16 protein-coding genes are annotated in these 16,617 nt (G+C 61.4%); 10 read left to right on the top strand and 6 right to left on the bottom strand.

Features of this window, described 5'->3' with window-relative positions; translation table 11 throughout:
• Positions 1-37: 37 nt before the first annotated feature.
• Complete coding sequence (locus AC0IYH_RS04155; RefSeq protein WP_116628896.1) at positions 38-748, bottom strand: histidine phosphatase family protein; 711 nt, start codon at positions 746-748, stop codon at positions 38-40.
• A gap of 193 nt (positions 749-941) precedes the next feature.
• Here AC0IYH_RS04155 and sohB point away from each other — a divergent pair, with 193 nt between their 5' ends.
• Entirely contained in the window at positions 942-1,967 is a 1,026-nt protein-coding gene (gene sohB / locus AC0IYH_RS04150; RefSeq protein WP_122771856.1) for a protease SohB, read from the top strand.
• Positions 1,968-2,284: 317 nt separating this feature from the next.
• Positions 2,285-3,850, top strand: a complete 1,566-nt coding sequence (locus tag AC0IYH_RS04145) for a TerC family protein (protein ID WP_471833032.1) — start codon at positions 2,285-2,287, stop codon at positions 3,848-3,850.
• Here the strand turns inward: AC0IYH_RS04145 and AC0IYH_RS04140 are convergent.
• Both AC0IYH_RS04140 and AC0IYH_RS04135 read right to left on the bottom strand, forming a co-directional pair.
• Complete coding sequence (locus AC0IYH_RS04140; protein WP_471833031.1) at positions 3,831-4,163, bottom strand: thioredoxin family protein; 333 nt, start codon at positions 4,161-4,163, stop codon at positions 3,831-3,833. The two genes, AC0IYH_RS04145 and AC0IYH_RS04140, sit on opposite strands and share 20 nt — an antisense overlap.
• 93 nt (positions 4,164-4,256) lie before the next feature.
• Positions 4,257-4,505, bottom strand: a complete 249-nt coding sequence (locus tag AC0IYH_RS04135) for a hypothetical protein (protein WP_116628900.1) — start codon at positions 4,503-4,505, stop codon at positions 4,257-4,259.
• Between the two features lie 348 nt (positions 4,506-4,853).
• On the opposite strand from AC0IYH_RS04135, the gene AC0IYH_RS04130 reads away from it, so the two are divergent.
• From AC0IYH_RS04130 to AC0IYH_RS04095, 8 genes are all read left to right on the top strand, one after another.
• Positions 4,854-5,702, top strand: a complete 849-nt coding sequence (locus AC0IYH_RS04130) for a transporter substrate-binding domain-containing protein (protein WP_116628901.1) — start codon at positions 4,854-4,856, stop codon at positions 5,700-5,702.
• 52 nt (positions 5,703-5,754) lie between these two features.
• Positions 5,755-6,417, top strand: a complete 663-nt coding sequence (locus tag AC0IYH_RS04125; protein ID WP_471833030.1) for an amino acid ABC transporter permease — start codon at positions 5,755-5,757, stop codon at positions 6,415-6,417.
• A gap of 11 nt (positions 6,418-6,428) precedes the next feature.
• The gene (locus AC0IYH_RS04120; protein ID WP_025857548.1) at positions 6,429-7,091 is read left to right on the top strand and encodes an amino acid ABC transporter permease; all 663 of its coding nucleotides are present in this window, start codon (positions 6,429-6,431) and stop codon (positions 7,089-7,091) included.
• Positions 7,088-7,870 (top strand): amino acid ABC transporter ATP-binding protein, encoded by a 783-nt coding sequence (locus tag AC0IYH_RS04115; RefSeq protein ID WP_101271330.1) that lies wholly within the window; start codon positions 7,088-7,090, stop codon positions 7,868-7,870. The genes AC0IYH_RS04120 and AC0IYH_RS04115 overlap by 4 nt, the downstream gene beginning before the upstream one ends.
• 16 nt (positions 7,871-7,886) lie before the next feature.
• Complete coding sequence (locus tag AC0IYH_RS04110) at positions 7,887-8,276, top strand: RidA family protein (RefSeq protein ID WP_010210958.1); 390 nt, start codon at positions 7,887-7,889, stop codon at positions 8,274-8,276.
• A gap of 182 nt (positions 8,277-8,458) precedes the next feature.
• Positions 8,459-9,223, top strand: a complete 765-nt coding sequence (locus AC0IYH_RS04105) for an IclR family transcriptional regulator (protein WP_116628902.1) — start codon at positions 8,459-8,461, stop codon at positions 9,221-9,223.
• Positions 9,224-9,233: 10 nt separating this feature from the next.
• Complete coding sequence (locus AC0IYH_RS04100; protein WP_471833029.1) at positions 9,234-10,442, top strand: amino acid deaminase; 1,209 nt, start codon at positions 9,234-9,236, stop codon at positions 10,440-10,442.
• Positions 10,443-10,560: 118 nt separating this feature from the next.
• A complete protein-coding gene (locus tag AC0IYH_RS04095; protein WP_471833028.1) occupies positions 10,561-11,466 on the top strand; it encodes a sugar kinase in 906 nt (301 codons plus the stop codon).
• A gap of 57 nt (positions 11,467-11,523) precedes the next feature.
• Here AC0IYH_RS04095 and AC0IYH_RS04090 read toward each other — a convergent pair whose 3' ends face one another.
• The 3 genes from AC0IYH_RS04090 to AC0IYH_RS04080 form a co-directional block, all read right to left on the bottom strand.
• Positions 11,524-11,799, bottom strand: a complete 276-nt coding sequence (locus AC0IYH_RS04090; RefSeq protein ID WP_010564624.1) for a peptidylprolyl isomerase — start codon at positions 11,797-11,799, stop codon at positions 11,524-11,526.
• A 47-nt stretch (positions 11,800-11,846) separates the two neighbouring features.
• The gene (locus AC0IYH_RS04085) at positions 11,847-14,384 is read right to left on the bottom strand and encodes a hybrid sensor histidine kinase/response regulator (RefSeq protein ID WP_471833027.1); all 2,538 of its coding nucleotides are present in this window, start codon (positions 14,382-14,384) and stop codon (positions 11,847-11,849) included.
• A gap of 142 nt (positions 14,385-14,526) precedes the next feature.
• Positions 14,527-16,479: an acetoacetate--CoA ligase gene (locus tag AC0IYH_RS04080; RefSeq protein ID WP_471833026.1), complete on the bottom strand. Its 1,953-nt coding sequence runs from the start codon at positions 16,477-16,479 to the stop codon at positions 14,527-14,529.
• Between the last annotated feature and the right edge of the window lie 138 nt (positions 16,480-16,617).

The raw sequence follows: 16,617 nt of genomic DNA, 5'->3' as shown, positions 1-16,617 counted from the left end.
AGAGTCCAGTGACCTTGGGGTCACGGTTGGCCGCAGTTCATCGGAACGTGATGAGCTGCGGCGCCTTCAACAGTTGCAAGTGGGTATGGCTGTTGAAGGAAGCCAGTGCCACCTCGCGACCGCGGAATTTCAGCTGGTTGAGCGAGGTGTTAACAATTTGCCAGTTCAGTTCGAAGGCCTGGGCAGCGGGCATTCGGGTTATCAGGTGGAGCAGGGCGGTGATGGTGCCGCCGGAGGTGAACACCGCAATCTTCTGCGTGTTGTCCGCCGCTTCAAGAATACGTTGCAGGCCACCCTGGACGCGCTCCACAAACCCCAGCCAGCTTTCCAGCCCCGGCGGGTCATAGGTGCCGGCCAGCCAGCGCTCGATGATCAGCGCGAAGATGCGCTGGAACTCGGCGCGGTTCTGCGCAGCGTTGCGCAAAATATCCAGGGCATGGGGCTCGGTGGTGAGCAGGTCGGGGAGCAGCGCGCGAATGATCGCTTCGCCGTCGAACTCGTTGAACGCGGTGTCGATTTCCAGTGCGGGAGCCGGCAAACCGAGGGCACGGTATTGATCGAACGCAGCGGTGGCCGTGTGCTGTTGGCGCCGCAGGTCACCCGACAGGCAGCGGTCAAACACCAGGCCCAGGTCCGCCAGGTGGCGGCCGAGCACTTGCGCCTGTTCCACGCCGACGGGCGACAGGACGTCATAGTCGTCTGCACCGAAGGAGGCCTGGCCATGTCGAATCAGATAAATGCTGCCCACGTCCGTTTTCCCGGTACGTTGAAAGTCTGGCGAGGTTATGAGGATGCCAGGGAGCTGTCAATGAAAAAACATACGCTTGTTTTAAAAGCGCGTTAGAGCCCGCCTGCTGGCGGTTTGAGCACTGGCCCCAAGGCAGTGCCGTCGGTATGCTGGGCCAATCCGCGCCTGGCGCACTGCACTTGTAAGGAGCAACATGGATTTTCTGGCCGAATACGCGAGCTTTCTGGCGAAGACCGTCACTCTGGTGGTCGCTATTCTGGTGGTACTGATCAGCTTTGCGGCACTGCGCAGTAAAGGCCGCCGCAAAAACGCCGGGCAGCTGCAGGTCAGCAAGCTCAATGACTTTTACAAAGGCCTGCGTGAGCGCCTTGAATCGAGCCTGCTCGACAAGGACCAGCTCAAAGCCCTGCGCAAATCCGAAAGCAAGACCGAAAAGAAGAAAGGCAAAACCAAGCCCGAGGCCAAGCCACGGGTGTTCGTGCTGGATTTCGACGGCGACATCAAGGCCTCGGCCACCGAGAGCCTGCGCCACGAAATCACCGCCTTGCTGAGCCTGGCCACGCCGAAAGATGAAGTGGTGCTGCGTCTGGAAAGCGGCGGTGGCATGGTCCACAGCTATGGCCTGGCGTCGTCGCAACTGGCGCGTATCCGCCAGGCGGGCGTGCCGTTGACCGTGTGCATCGACAAGGTCGCGGCCAGCGGCGGCTACATGATGGCGTGCATTGGCGAGAAGATCATCAGCGCACCCTTCGCCATCCTCGGCTCCATCGGTGTGGTCGCGCAGTTGCCTAACGTCAACCGCCTGCTGAAAAAACACGATATCGACTTTGAAGTGCTGACCGCCGGTGAGTACAAGCGCACCCTCACGGTGTTTGGCGAAAACACCGAGAAGGGCCGCGAGAAGTTCCAGGAAGACCTGGATATCACCCATCAGCTGTTCAAGAACTTTGTCTCGCGTTATCGCCCGCAGTTGGCGATCGATGATGTCGCGACCGGGGAAGTGTGGCTGGGTGTTGCCGCGCTGGATAAGCAGCTGGTGGATGAGTTGCAAACCAGTGATGAATACCTGGCCACCAAGGCCAAGACTGCCGAAGTGTTCCACTTGCACTATGCCGAGCGCAAAAGCCTGCAGGAGCGGGTGGGTTTGGCGGCCAGTGGTTCGGTGGACCGGGTGTTGTTGACCTGGTGGAGCCGGTTGACGCAGCAGCGGTTTTGGTAATTTGGTTCCGAGCATGTAGATAATCAACATGTGGGAGGGGGCAAGCCCCCTCCCACATTGTTTGTATTTTGGTTAAGAGGACAGGTTTTGTAATAGTTTTGCGTTGTAGGAAATTTGTGTTTCGGTTGTACGATTCAAGTCCTTTTCTCACTGCAGGACTTGCATGAACACCCTCTCGGAGCCTCCCAGTCGTCTTTCCCCAAGACATTCTTTGTCGCCGCTGAAACATCCCGTATTCCGTCTACTAACCTTGTCCCGGTCCACTGACCGCGCTTTGCCGTGTCCGGCGTTCTGAAATCTATACAGAGACTCAATAAATGGAATGGTTAGCGGATCCAACGGCCTGGCTCGGCCTGTTGACCTTGATTGTGCTGGAACTGGTGCTGGGCATCGACAACCTTGTGTTTATCGCGATCCTGGCGGACAAGTTGCCGCCGGAGCAGCGCGACCGTGCGCGGTTGATCGGTTTGTCCCTGGCGTTGCTGATGCGCCTGGGCTTGCTGGCGAGTATTTCGTGGTTGGTGACCCTCACCCAGCCGCTGTTCGAGGTGTTCGACAACAGCTTCTCCGGCCGTGACCTGATCATGCTGTTTGGTGGCGTGTTCCTGTTGTTCAAGGCCACCATGGAACTGCACGAACGCCTGGAAGGCCACGTGGCTCAGCGTTCCGGCAATGTGGCGTACGCGATGTTCTGGCCGATCGTGGCGCAGATCGTGGTGCTCGACGCGGTGTTCTCCCTCGACGCGGTGATTACCGCCGTGGGCATGGTCGATGAGCTGGCGGTGATGATGATTGCGGTGATCGTGTCCATCGGCCTGATGATCGTCGCGAGCAAACCCTTGACCCGCTTCGTCAACGCCCACCCCACGGTGATCATGCTGTGCCTGGGCTTCCTGATGATGATCGGTTTCGCCCTGACGGCCGAAGGTCTGGGCTTCCATATTCCCAAGGGCTACCTGTATGCGGCGATTGGCTTCTCGATCCTGATCGAAGTGTTCAACCAGATTGCCCGCGCTCGGCGCAAGAAGTCGGCCCAGGGCGTGCTGCCGGTGCGTGAGCGCACCGCCCACGCGGTCATGCGTTTGCTCGGCGGTCGCAGCCTGGCGGTGGAAGAAGTGGATGACGAAGTGGCCGACCTGCTGGGCGAGCCGGACGCTGCCCAAGGCCCGCTGTTCGACCGGCGTGAGCGGGTGATGATCAGTGGCGTGCTGCAACTGGCCGAACGGCCGATCCGCACCTTGATGACGCCGCGGGCCAAGGTTGACTGCATAGATCTGGCGGACGATCCCGACAGTATCCGCCTGAAACTGATGCATTCGTCTTACTCGCGGCTACCATTGATCCGCAACGGTGCTGTTGATGAGCCATTAGGCTTTGTGCACAAAAAGGAACTGCTCAAGGAATACCTGGCCGGTAACGAGCCGAACCTGGAACACCTGGCGCGCCGGGCGATCAACCTGCTGGAGAGCTTTTCGATCCTCAACGCCCTGGAGCAGATGCGCCAGGAGTCGACGCACATCGCCTTCGTGATCAACGAGTTTGGCGACTTCATGGGCGTGTTGAGCATGACCGACATCCTTGAGTCCATCGCCGGTGAGTTGCCCGATGCCAGCGAAATCGAAGGGCCGGATATCGTCGAAGAGAGCGAGGGCTTTCGCGCCAACGGTGCACTGAACCTGAACCTGGTGCGCCAGCGTACCGGCTTCAAGGCGGTGGCCACCGAGGACTACCAGACCCTGGCGGGCCTGGTGATGAGCTTATTGGACCGCTTGCCGGTGGTCGGCGACAGCCTGGAACATGAGGGCTGGCGCCTGACGGTGGCTGTGGTGGAGGAGCGGCGGGTGACTCAGGTGCTGCTGGCGCCTATGGCGCATAGCGCTTAAACAGGTCTTCGAGGATTTCTTCCTGCTCGTCCGGGTAACCAATGCCCTTGAGGTTTTCGACCTCAAGGGCATTTTTGTACACCATCAGCGTGGGCGTGCCGGTGACGCCATCGATTCGCGGGGTCTGGGCGGTATCCAGGACCATGCTTTTCGCCCGACCAGTGTATTTATCCGCGATGCGTTTGAAGTTTGGGCCAGCCTCAAGGCACGCAGGGCAGTCCTCGGAAACGAACAGCGCGAATACCAGCGGGTGTTGATTCAGTATCTGCTTGTACTCGTCCTTATCATTGATAACCGTGTTGGCAACACCCATGACGATCTCCTTGCGTAGGCCCGATGGCACTTTCGGGTACGCTAAATCGGCAGATCCTCAGCGTCTACTGTCAACCTTGACAGGTAGACGCGCTCACGCGTTTTTATCACGCTCCACGCGTTCGCGGGCCTTGCGCGCCTGCCCCGCGCATTTCTTGTATTCCAGGTTGTCCCTCGAGGCTTTTGCCTGGCGATAGCCGTGGTGGTTCTGACTGGTGTAGTTGGTACTCAAGGCTTCATTGAGTTTTCGCAGTTCTTCTTTGCATTCACGGCGGTCGTTACTGGCCGAGACGCTGCCGGCTGCCAGCAGACCAAGCAAAACCAGGGTAAGACGAAATTTCATCAGGACAGGTCCTTGTCGACAAGAATGTGCCAAGGCTAGCCCAGCCCCACGATCCTGCCAAACCCCAAACGCTTTTGTGGTGAGCTGGCACTGGCGTGGTGCGCGGTAACGCCGGGTTGGTGCATGCAAACAGGGCTGTCACCCCCGTGTGGGGCCTTGGGTAGCAGAGTAATCCTCGGTGCTGGCGCAACGCCTTATCCCATCGAAATTTTTATCCGTCTGATTTAAAACGAATTTATTCAAAGCATATTTTTCCGTTACCGCGTGTGGCACACTTTCTGCTGTCTATTCCGTTGTTACATACTAAGTTCCGGTATAGCGGAATACACAACTCCTGGAGTGCTTGTCATGCATCACCGACCTTCCGTATTCAAAGCGTGTGTTTTTCTCTTCGCCGCATCGGCTTCCCTCGCAAGCGTCGTGCACGCGGCGGACAGCAAGCTCGATGATGTGCTCAAGCGTGGGCACCTGATCGTGGGTACAGGCAGTACCAATGCGCCGTGGCACTTCCAGGGAGCGGATGGCAAGTTGCAGGGTTTTGATATCGACATCGGCCGCATTGTGGCCAAGGGTTTGTTCAACGACCCGAGCAAGGTCGAGTTCGTGGTGCAGTCTTCCGACGCGCGGATTCCCAACCTGCTGACCGACAAGGTCGACATGAGTTGCCAGTTCATCACCGTCACCGCCAGCCGTGCGCAGCAGGTTGCCTTTACCCTGCCGTACTACCGCGAAGGCGTGGGCCTGCTGCTGCCGAACAACAGCAAGTACAAAGAGATCGAAGACCTGCAAGCCGCAGGCGACAGCGTGACCGTGGCCGTGCTGCAAAACGTGTACGCCGAGGAGCTGGTGCACCAGGCGCTGCCCAAGGCCAAGGTCGACCAGTACGACAGCGTCGACCTGATGTACCAGGCCGTGAACTCCGGCCGCGCCGATGCCGCCGCCACCGACCAGTCCTCGGTCAAATACCTGATGGTGCAGAACCCGGGCCGCTACCGCAGCCCGGCCTACGCCTGGAGCCCGCAAACCTACGCGTGCGCCGTCAAGCGTGGCGACCAGGACTGGCTGAACTTCGTCAACACCGCGCTGCATGAAGCCATGACCGGTGTGGAGTTCCCCACCTACAAGGCCTCGTTCAAGCAATGGTTCGGTGTGGACCTGCCGGAACCTGCGATCGGCTTTCCGGTTGAGTTCAAGTAATTCGTAAAAGCCGGGGCGCCGCTGACGGCGCCCGTTTCAGGTACTGTTGACCATGAACTATCAGTTGAACTTTGCCGCCGTGTGGCGCGATTTCGACACCTTGCTGGCGGGGCTCGGTCTGGGCCTGACGCTGGCGTTGATTTCGATCGCCATCGGTTGCGTCATCGGCATGTTGATGGCGTTTGCCATGCTGTCCAAGCATCGCGCGCTGCGCATCTTCGCCTCGGTGTACGTGACGGTGGTGCGCAACACGCCGATCCTCGTGTTGATCCTGTTGATCTACTTCGCCTTGCCGAGCCTGGGCATCCGCCTGGACAAGATCCCCTCGTTCATCATCACCTTGTCGCTGTACGCCGGTGCCTACATGACCGAAGTGTTCCGCGCCGGGCTGCTGAATATTCCCAAGGGGCTGCGTGAAGCCGGGTTGGCCATCGGTTTGGGCGAGTGGCGCATCCGCGCGTACATCACCGTGCCGGTGATGCTGCGCAACGTGCTGCCCGCGCTGTCGAACAACTTTATCTCGCTGTTCAAGGACACCTCGCTGGCCGCTGCGATTGCAGTGCCGGAGCTGACCTATTACGCCCGCAAGATCAACGTCGAAAGCTACCGGGTGATTGAAACCTGGCTGGTCACGACCGCGCTCTATGTGGCCGCCTGTTACCTCATTGCCATGCTGCTCCGTTACCTGGAACAGCGTCTGGCGATCCGTCGTTAAGGAAGGTTTCCATGTACGAATCCCCAAGCTGGCTGCATGAGTTGTGGATCGCCCGGGACACCCTCTGGGCGGGTTTCCAGGCCAGCGTGTATGTGTCGGCGCTGGCGATTATCTTTGGCACCCTGATCGGCATCGTCGCCGGGTTGATCCTCACCTACGGCAAATTCTGGATGCGCGCGCCGTTTCGCCTGTATGTCGATTTGATCCGTGGCACGCCGGTGTTTGTGCTGGTGCTGGCGTGTTTCTACATGCTGCCGGCGCTCGGTTGGCAGATCACCGCGTTCCAGGCCGGTGCGGTCGGGCTCACGCTGTTCTGCGGCTCCCACGTCTCGGAAATCGTGCGCGGCGCGCTGCAAGCCATTCCCCGTGGGCAACTGGAAGCGGGCAAGGCGATTGGCCTGACGTTCTACCAGTCCCTGGGCTACGTGCTGTTGCCCCAGGCGCTGCGGCAGATTTTGCCGACCTGGGTCAACTCCTCCACGGAAATCGTCAAGGCCTCGACCTTGCTGTCGGTGATCGGCGTGGCCGAGTTGCTGCTCAGCACCCAGCAAGTGATCGCGCGCACCTTCATGACCCTGGAGTTCTACCTGTTCGCCGGGTTTCTGTTCTTTGTCATCAACTACGCCATCGAATTATTCGGGCGCTACATTGAAAAGCGGGTGGCCTTGCCATGAACCAACCTCAAACAACCCAACCGCTGCTGAACATTCGCGGCCTGCGTAAACAGTATGGCCAGGTCGAAGTGCTCAAGGGCGTCGACCTGTCCATGCAGCGTGGCAACGTGGTTACGTTGATCGGCTCCAGCGGCTCGGGCAAGACCACGCTGCTGCGCTGCGTCAACCTGCTGGAAGAGTTCCAGGGCGGGCAGATCACTCTGGACGGCGAGTCCATCGGCTACAGCGAAATCGCCGGCAAGCGTGTGCGTCATCCCGAGCGCGTGATTGCCCAGCACCGCGCCATGACCGGCATGGCGTTCCAGCAATTCAACCTGTTCCCGCATCTGACTGCGCTGCAAAACGTGACCCTCGGCCTGCTCAAGGTCAAGAAGATGGGCAAGGACGAAGCCGTGGCCCTCGCCGAAAAATGGCTGGACCGCGTCGGCCTGCTGGAGCGCCGCAACCACTTCCCCGGCCAGTTATCCGGCGGCCAGCAACAGCGTGTGGCGATTGCCCGGGCGATTGCGATGAACCCCAGCCTGATGCTGTTCGACGAAGTGACCTCGGCCCTCGACCCGGAGTTGGTCGGCGAAGTACTCAGCGTGATCAAGGGTCTGGCGGAGGAGGGCATGACCATGTTGCTGGTCACCCACGAAATGCGTTTTGCCTATGAAGTCTCGGACAAAATCGTTTTCATGAACCAGGGGCGCATCGAAGAGCAGGGCACCTCGAAGGACATCTTCGAACGCCCGCAATCGCCGCGCCTGGCGGAATTTCTCAAGAACATTCGTTTTTAATCAGGAGCATATTTTTATGAGCATTACTCGTTACGGTGCCGGCAGCACTGCCGGCGGTGGCCAGCCGCGTCCTTTCGCTCGTGCGGTGGAAGCGGACGGCTGGCTCTACGTCTCGGGCCAGGTACCGGCGGTGGACGGTGAAATCATCACCGGCGGCATCATCGAGCAAACCCGCCAGACCATGCGCAACGTGGTGGCGATCCTCGAAGAAGCCGGCTACGAGCTCAAAGACGTGGTGCGTGTGGGCGTGTGGCTGGAAGACCCTCGGGACTTCTGGAGTTTCAACAAGGTTTTCGGCGAATACTTCACCCCCGAACACGCCCCGGCGCGCGCCTGTGTGCAGGCCAACATGATGGTGGACTGCAAGGTCGAGATTGATTGCGTGGCCTACAAGAAAAAAGGCTAAATTGCCGGGATCTTGAAACCCCAGCAAATCCAATGTGGGAGGGGGCTTGCCCCCGATAGCGGTAGGTCAGTTACAGATGCATTCACTGACATTCCCTCATCGGGGGCAAGTCGAGTCGTCGCACCGCCCCTCCCACAAGTAATCTCTGCCAGACCCTAGAATTTCGACCGGACCGAACTGCCATGACCGAAGACACCATCAAACGCCGCGCCAAAGGCCTGGACCGTGCGTTCGATATCCTCGATTTTCTCAAGGAAATCGGCCAGCCCCTGCGCCCGAATGATATCGCCAGCGGCATCGGCAGCCCCAAATCCACGGTCTACGAACTGGTCGCGTCGCTGCTGGAACGGCGCATCCTGGAAACCGTGGGCAAGGACGGTCACGTCTACCTCGGCCGCCAGTTGTACTTTCTCGGCCAGGCGCACCTGCGCCACTTCGACCTGACCCGCGAGGCTGACCACGCCTTGCAGGAAATCGTCAGCCAGACCCACGAAACCGCGCAGATGTGCCTGCTCAACGGGCGCAAATACACGGTGGCGCTGATGCGCGAAGGCGAGCGGCATTTTCGCATCTCGTCGGACATCGGCGAAAACGCACCGATCCCCTGGACCGCGTCCGGGCGCCTGTTGCTGGGGCACTTGAGCGACCAGCAGATCATCGACCTGATCGACCACGACGACTTCATCCTGCCGGACGGCCAGCGCCTGGCGTTGGATACCTTCCTGGCCCAGATCCGCCAGGCCACCCTCGAGGGGTTCTTCTCTTTCGACAGCGTGGCCGACACCTTTACCCATTGCTTTGCCGCCCCGGTGCGGGATGCGCAAGGCATCAGCATTGCGACTTTGTGCATCGTCGCCCCACGGGCCGATGCGATCAAAAACTACAACGACTATCGCCGAGTGTTGATCGACAGCGCCAACAACCTGGCCCGTCGCATCAACGAATAGGAGCTTATGCATGTCTGCCATCAATGCCGTTGAAAAGGGCGCCGCCGCCGTCGGCGCCCACCTGGTCCGCGACGTCAGCCTGCCTGCCCTGGTGCTGCACCGCGACGCCCTGGAACACAACATTCGCTGGATGCAGGACTTTGTCAGCCAGAGCGGCGCCGAACTCGCGCCCCATGGCAAAACCAGCATGATGCCGGCGCTGTTCCAGCGCCAGATCGCCCAAGGCGCCTGGGGCATCACCCTGGCCAACGCCGTACAGACTCGCGCCGCCTATGCCGGTGGCATCCGCCGCGTGTTGATGGCCAACCAACTGGTGGGTGCGCCCAACATGGCGTTGATCGCCGACCTGCTGGCCGACACGGATTTCGACTTTCACTGCATGGTCGACCACCCAGACAACGTCGCGGACCTGGGGCTGTTCTTCGCCGCCCGCGGCCTGCGCCTGAACGTGATGATCGAATATGGCGTGGTCGGCGGCCGTTGCGGTTGCCGCAGCGAGCAGGAAGTGCGCGAGCTGGCCAAGGCGATCAAGGCCCAGCCCGCGCTGGCCCTGACCGGCATTGAAGGCTACGAAGGCGTGATCCATGGCGAGCACGCCATCAGCGGCATCCGCGATTTCGCCGCGAGCCTTGTGCGCCTGGCCATCGACCTGCAAAACAATTGCTCGTTCGACCTGCCCAAGCCCATCGTCACCGCATCGGGTTCGGCCTGGTATGACCTGATCGCCGAGTCGTTCGAGGAGCAGAACGCCGCCGGGCGTTTCCTCAGCGTGTTGCGCCCCGGCAGCTACGTGGCCCACGACCATGGCATCTACAAGGAAGCGCAATGCTGCGTGCTCGATCGCCGCAGCGACCTCACCGAAGGCCTGCGCCCGGCCCTGGAAGTCTGGGCCCACGTGCAATCGCTGCCCGAGCCAGGCTTTGCGGTGATCGCCCTGGGCAAGCGCGACGTGGCCTACGACGCCGGCCTGCCGGTGCCGCTCAAGCGCTACAGGGCCGGTATCCTGCCGGCCGAAGGCGATGACATGAGCGCGTGCAAGGTCACGGCCGTGATGGACCAGCATGCGTTCATGACCGTTGCACCGGGCGTTGAGCTGCGCATTGGCGACATCATCTCGTTCGGCACCTCCCACCCGTGCCTGACCTTCGACAAATGGCGGGTCGGTTGCCTGGTGGATGAGCAACTGCAGGTGATCGAGTCACTGCATACCTGCTTCTAGACCGCGTCGCTGCTATCGGAGGCAAGCCACCTCCCACATTTTGAATTGCGAACACGGTCAAGTGTGGGAGGGGGCTTGCCCCCGATGAGGCCCTAAGCCACCCCAGAGATAAACAGGCATGACCACCCAACCGCGCATCGCCCTCATCGGCGAATGCATGATCGAACTGCAACACCGCGCCGACGGCAGCCTGCAACAAAGCTTCGGCGGCGACACCCTGAACGCGGCGGTGTACCTGCGCCGCGAGCTGGGTACGCTTGGCACGGTGGACTATGTGACCGCCCTGGGCGACGACAGCTTCAGCGATGCCATGTGCCAGCAATGGACCGACGAAGGCCTGGGGCTGGGCATGGTCCAGCGCCTGCCTGGGCGGCTCCCGGGTTTGTATTGCATCCAGACCGACGCCAACGGCGAACGCAAATTCCTCTACTGGCGCAACGAAGCCGCCGTGCGCGACTGCTTTACCACACCGGCCGCCGAGCCGATCCTGGCGGCGTTGCCGGGCTATGACGTGGTGTATTTCAGCGGCATCACCCTGGCGGTGCTAGGCGAGACAGGGCGCGAACGCTTGCTGCAAACCCTGCTCGAAACCCGCAGGCGTGGCGGCAAAGTGGTGTTCGACAATAACTACCGGCCGCGCCTGTGGGCCAGCGTCGAGGCGGCGCGCGCGGCGTATCACCAGGTTCTGGCCAAGGTGGATATCGCCTTGCTGACCGAGGATGACGAACGTGCGTTGTTTGGTTATGCCGACAGCGAGCAGGTGTTCGCGGCTTACCCGACGATTGCCGAAGTGGTGCTCAAGCGGGGGGCGGATGCGTGCTTGATTCGCTGCGATGGCGAGCGTTTTGCGGTGCCGGCGTTGAAGGTGGAGAAGGTGGTGGATACCACGGCGGCGGGGGATTCGTTCAGTGCGGCTTACCTGGCGAGCCGGCTCAAGGGTGGTTCACCGGAGGCGGCGGCGTTGGCTGGGCATCGGTTGGCCAGTCGGGTGATTCAGGTGCCGGGTGCTTTGATTCCCAAGTGAATGGCCGCCTTCGGCGGATCGGGGGCTTGCCCCCGATAGCGGCCTAAAACCAACCCCTCAATCGCGGTAAAACACCTGCACCAGGTGATACCCGAACTTGCTCTTGATCGGCCCATGCACCACCTTCACCGGCTTCTTGAAGATCACCGCATCGATCACCCCAACCATCTGCCCCGGCCGCACTTCACCCAGGTCCCCACCGCGCTTGCCGGACGGGCAGGTGGAGTACTTCTTGGCAAGCACATCAAAGGCTTCACCCTTGGCGATGCGTTGCTTGAGTTGTTCGGCTTCTTCGCTGGTTTTCACCAGGATATGACGGGCTTGGGCTTTCATGGTTTTCTACCAGGTGTGCATGCGACGGCGCGCGATTATGCCTGAACTCATTCGACGCCGCTGATCATGCTGCGGATTTTTGTCGCCAGCAGGTCGATGGAAAACGGCTTGGCCACCATGTCCATGCCGTCCTCGAGAAAACCCTGGCGCTCGGCGGCTTTCTCGGCGTAACCGGTCATGAACAACACGCGCAGGCCGGGGCGATGCTGACGGGCGATTTCCGCCAGTTGCCGGCCGTTCATGCCGGGCAGGCCAACGTCGGTGACCAGCAGGTCCACGCGCAGATCCGACTCCAGCAGCGGCAGCGCCGTGCGTGAATCCGCGGCCTGGTGCGCGGTGTAGCCCAACTCATCGAGCACATTGACCACCAGCATGCGCACCGCCGGGTCGTCCTCGACCACCACCACGGCCTCACCGGCCAAGGCCACCGGCGCTTCGCCAAGGCTGGCGGGCAGGCTGCTTTCCAGCGCGGTGCCATGCAGGCGCGGCAGGTACAGGCGCACGCAGGTGCCCTGGCCGGGTTCGCTTTGAATGGTCACGTGGCCGCCGGACTGCTGGGCAAACCCATAGATCATCGACAGCCCGAGGCCCGTGCCCTGGCCGATGGGTTTGGTGGTGAAGAACGGGTCGAAAGCCTTGGCGAGGATCTTCGGCGCCATGCCGGTGCCGTTGTCACATACACCGAGCATCACGTAGTCGCCGGCGCGCACCGGCTCCAGGGTGGTGATGTCGGTGCCGTCCAGATAGCTGTTGGCGGTTTCGATCAGCAGTTCGCCGCCGTCGGGCATGGCGTCGCGGGCATTGATCACCAGGTTGAGCAGAGCGTTTTCCAGTTGGCTGGCGTCGGTGTTCACTGGCCAGATATCGTGGCCCAACTGCACGTTAAGCGTGATATGCGCGCCCTTGGTGCGGCGGAACAGGTCTTCGAGCGACGCCACCAGTTGGTTGGGGTCCAGCGGGCGCCGGTCCAGCGACTGGCGCCGCGAGAACGCGAGCAAGCGGTGGGTGAGGGCGGCCGCGCGATGGGCCGAGGACACCGCGGCATCGGTAAAGCGGCCGATCTCCTCGCTGCGCCCGGCGGCAATGTAGCGCTGCATCAGGTCCAGGCTGCCGATGATGCCGGTGAGCATATTGTTGAAGTCATGGGCGATACCGCCGGTGAGCTGGCCCACCGCTTCCATCTTTTGCGCATGGCGCAGGGCGTCTTCGGCGCGCTCGCGTTCGAACATTTCGTTTTGCAGGCGCTGGTTGGCTTCGGCCAGCGCCTGGGTGCGCTGGGCCACGCGTTCTTCGAGGTTTTCGTTGAGGTGGCGCAGGGCTTCTTCGGTGAGTTTGCGTTCGGTTTCGTCGATCACAAAGATGTAGAAGCCATTCACCGAGCCGTCATTGCTGAAGCGCGGCAGGTACTTCATCAGCGCGTGGCGCGCACGGCCGTCGCGGTGCGGAGTGATGGTCATGAAACTGCAGGCCTTGCCCTTGAGCGCGGCGGCGATCTTGTCCGCGCGCCCGGCGTACACCTCATCGCCGAGCACCTCGCGGATGGTCTTGCCATACAGCTCCTGGGGCGTCATGCCGTACCACTCCAGGTACGCGCTGTTGTTCAGGCGAAAGCGCTGCTCGTGGTCGACGTAGCCGATCAGCACCGGCATCGCGTTGATGATCAGCTGCAGCTCGGTCTGGCTTTGGCGCAGGGCCTGCTCGGTGTGCTTGCGCTCGGTGAGGTCCAGCGCGGCGCCCAGGAAGCGTGCCGGGCGGCCCTGAGCGTCCTTGTAGCAGCGGCCACGGGCGAATACCCAGCGCACTTGGCCGTCGGCCTGTTGCAGGCGGTACTCCTCGGCGTACTCGGTACCAAAGGTAATGCAATGCTTGATGCTGCGCGCCACCGTGCCGCGGTCTTCGGGGTGCACGCCGTGCAGGTAATCGCTGATCGGCAGCAAGCCGGCGTCGCTGGGCTCGACGCCGTGCAGGTAGGCAAAATGCGCGTCGGCGATAAAGCGGTCTTCACCGATATCCCAGTCCCAGGTGCCCACGGCATCGGTGGCGGCCAGGGCGAGTTGCAGGCGTTGTTCGGTGTTGTGCTGGGCCTTGAGGCTGTCTTCGGAGCGCTGTTGCAGTTCGAGGGTCTTGCTGCGCCGCTCGTTGGTTTCGATGGCGGTGACCAGGATGCCGGCCACGGCGCCGCTTTCATCACGCACCGGGCTGTAGGTGAGGTCCAGCCAGATTTCAGTGTCGCGGTGGTTGCGTTGCAGCACGAAGCGCTGCTCGCTGAAGGTACGCACCTGGCCGCTGAGCACGGCGTCGTACACGGGCCCGGTGAAGCTCTCCAGCTCCGGCCAGGTGGCATGCGCCGGCTGGCCGAGTGCGTCGGGGTGTTTGTTGCCCGCCAGGCGTGCGAAGCCGTCGTTGTACAGCTGGATGAGGTGGCTGCCCCATAGCAGCAGCATCGGCATCGGTGAGTGGATGACGATATCCACGGCCGTGCGCAGGCTTTGCGGCCAGTCATTGGCCTCACCGAGGGGGCTTTGGGCCCAGTCCAGCTGCGCAATCAATGCAGCAGCTTCGCTACCGGTGGATGTTCCATTCATGAAAAAGCCCTGAGCATGACGCTTTGAAAATGACCAAAGCCGATTATCCCGTGTCCGGGAAGCGGCTGACTACCCCCGGAAAAATAGCATGCATTGGCGGTTTGTCTTCAAAACGCTGTATCAGGGCTGAAACCTTTCATGTTCAGGCCAGTTCCGCACGGTCGCGAAACTGCTCTAGCGCCTCGGGGTTGGCCAGTGCATCGGTGTTCTTCACCGGCTCACCATGCACCACATTGCGCACCGCCAGTTCGACGATCTTGCCGCTGATGGTGCGGGGGATATCCGTGACAGCCAGGATCTTGGCCGGCACGTGGCGGGGCGTGGTATTGGCGCGGATCACCTGGCGAATCTGCTGCTCCAGGGCGTCATCCAGCGCGACACCGTCGTTGAGGCGCACAAACAGCACCACGCGCACGTCGTCTTGCCAGCGTTGGCCGATGGCCAGGCTTTCCAACACCTGCGGCACTTTCTCCACCTGGCGATAGATTTCGGCCGTGCCGATGCGCACGCCGCCGGGGTTGAGCACCGCGTCGGAACGCCCGTGGATCAGCAGGCTGCCATTCGGGCGTTGCTCCGCGTAGTCGCCCTGGGCCCACACGCCGGGGAACTGGCTGAAATACGAGGCACGCAGTTTTTTTTGCTCCGGGTCGTTCCATAAGCCAATCGGCATGGCCGGGAAGTGTCGGGTGCACACCAGCTCGCCTTTTTCACCGATCAACGGGCGGCCCTGGTCGTCCCATACCTCGATGGCCATCGCCAGGCTCTTGCACTGCATTTCACCGCGGCGCACCGGCAGCACCGGGTTGCCGATGACAAAACAGGAGACGATATCGGTGCCGCCCGACATCGACGCCAGGCACAGCTCGGCCTTGATCTCGCGGTACACGTAGTCGTAGCTCTGCGGCGATAGCGGCGAGCCGGTGGAAATCAGCCCTTTGAGGCTGCCCAGGTCATGGCTCAGGCGCGGTTGCAGCCCGGCTTTTTCCAGGGTGGCGAGGAACTTGGGGCTGGTGCCGAACACGCTGATTTTTTCTGCGTCAATCAGGTCGATCAAACGTTCCGGCCCCGGGTGAAAGGGCGAGCCGTCGTACAGCACGGCCGTAGCGCCAATCGCCAGTACCGACACCAGCCAGTTCCACATCATCCAGCCGCAGGTGGTGTAGTAGAACAGGCAGTCCTCGCGCGTCAGGTCGGCATGCAGGCCGTGTTCCTTGAGGTGGGTGAGCAGCACGCCGCCGGTGCCATGGATGATGCATTTGGGCACGCCGGTGGTGCCGCTGGAATAGAGGATATACAGCGGGTGGTCGAACGGCACGGCAACAAATTCAGGCTCGCCGCCGGGTTGGTAAAAGTCGTTCCACAGCGCGACGCGGGCGTGGGTCCGGTAATCCTCTACCCGTGCCTGGGGCCGGGCGTACGGCACGATAATCAACTGCTCAAGGGACGGTAGCCGTTCGAGGATTTCATTGAGCTTGGCCGTCTGGTCGATGGTCTTGCCGGCGTAGCGGTAACCGGCGCAGGTGAGCAGCACCTTGGGCTCGATCTGGCCGAAGCGGTCGATCACGCCTTGGGTGCCGAAGTCCGGCGAGGAACATGACCAGATCGCGCCCAGGCTAGTGGTGGCGAGCATGCCGACCAGGGTTTGCCAGGTATTGGGCATGCACGCCGCCACCCGATCCCCCAGGCCCACACCGGCCGAGCGCAGGCTGTGTTGCAGGCCGGCGACGTGGGTGGCCAGCTCGGCGTAGGTGATTTGTTCGCGCTGGCCATCTTCGCCGATGGCGACCATCGCCGGGTGGTCATCACGCCGGCGCAGCAGGTGCTCGGCAAAATTCAGGGTCGCGCCGGGGAACCACTGGGCGCTGGGCATCTGTGCGTCTTCGATCAGTACGGAGGTGGGCGGGGTGCGAAATTGCACGTCGAAGAACGCGATGATGGCCTGCCAGAAGTCCGGGCGCTGGTCGATGCTCCATTGGTGCAGGGCAGGGTAGTCGCTGAGCTGCAAGGCGTGGCGGTCATTGATAAAACGCCGGAACTGATCCATCCGGGTAGTGCGGATACGCTCGGCGTTGGGCTGCCAAAGAATGTCGGACATTAGGGAACTCTTGTGGTGTGCTCAAGCTGGGTCAGTTGTAGGACGCATTACATATCTTTGTACTATTTAGCGTGAACCTTTTCCAGGTCAGCAACCAATCAGGTGTAGGTCAATAACCCTGAGGTGCAAGTAACATGT

The sequence above is a fragment of the Pseudomonas sp. AC463 genome, from assembly GCF_979253585.1.
Note: the sequence above shows the minus strand (reverse complement) of the source record. Positions and strands in the feature narration are given on the sequence as shown.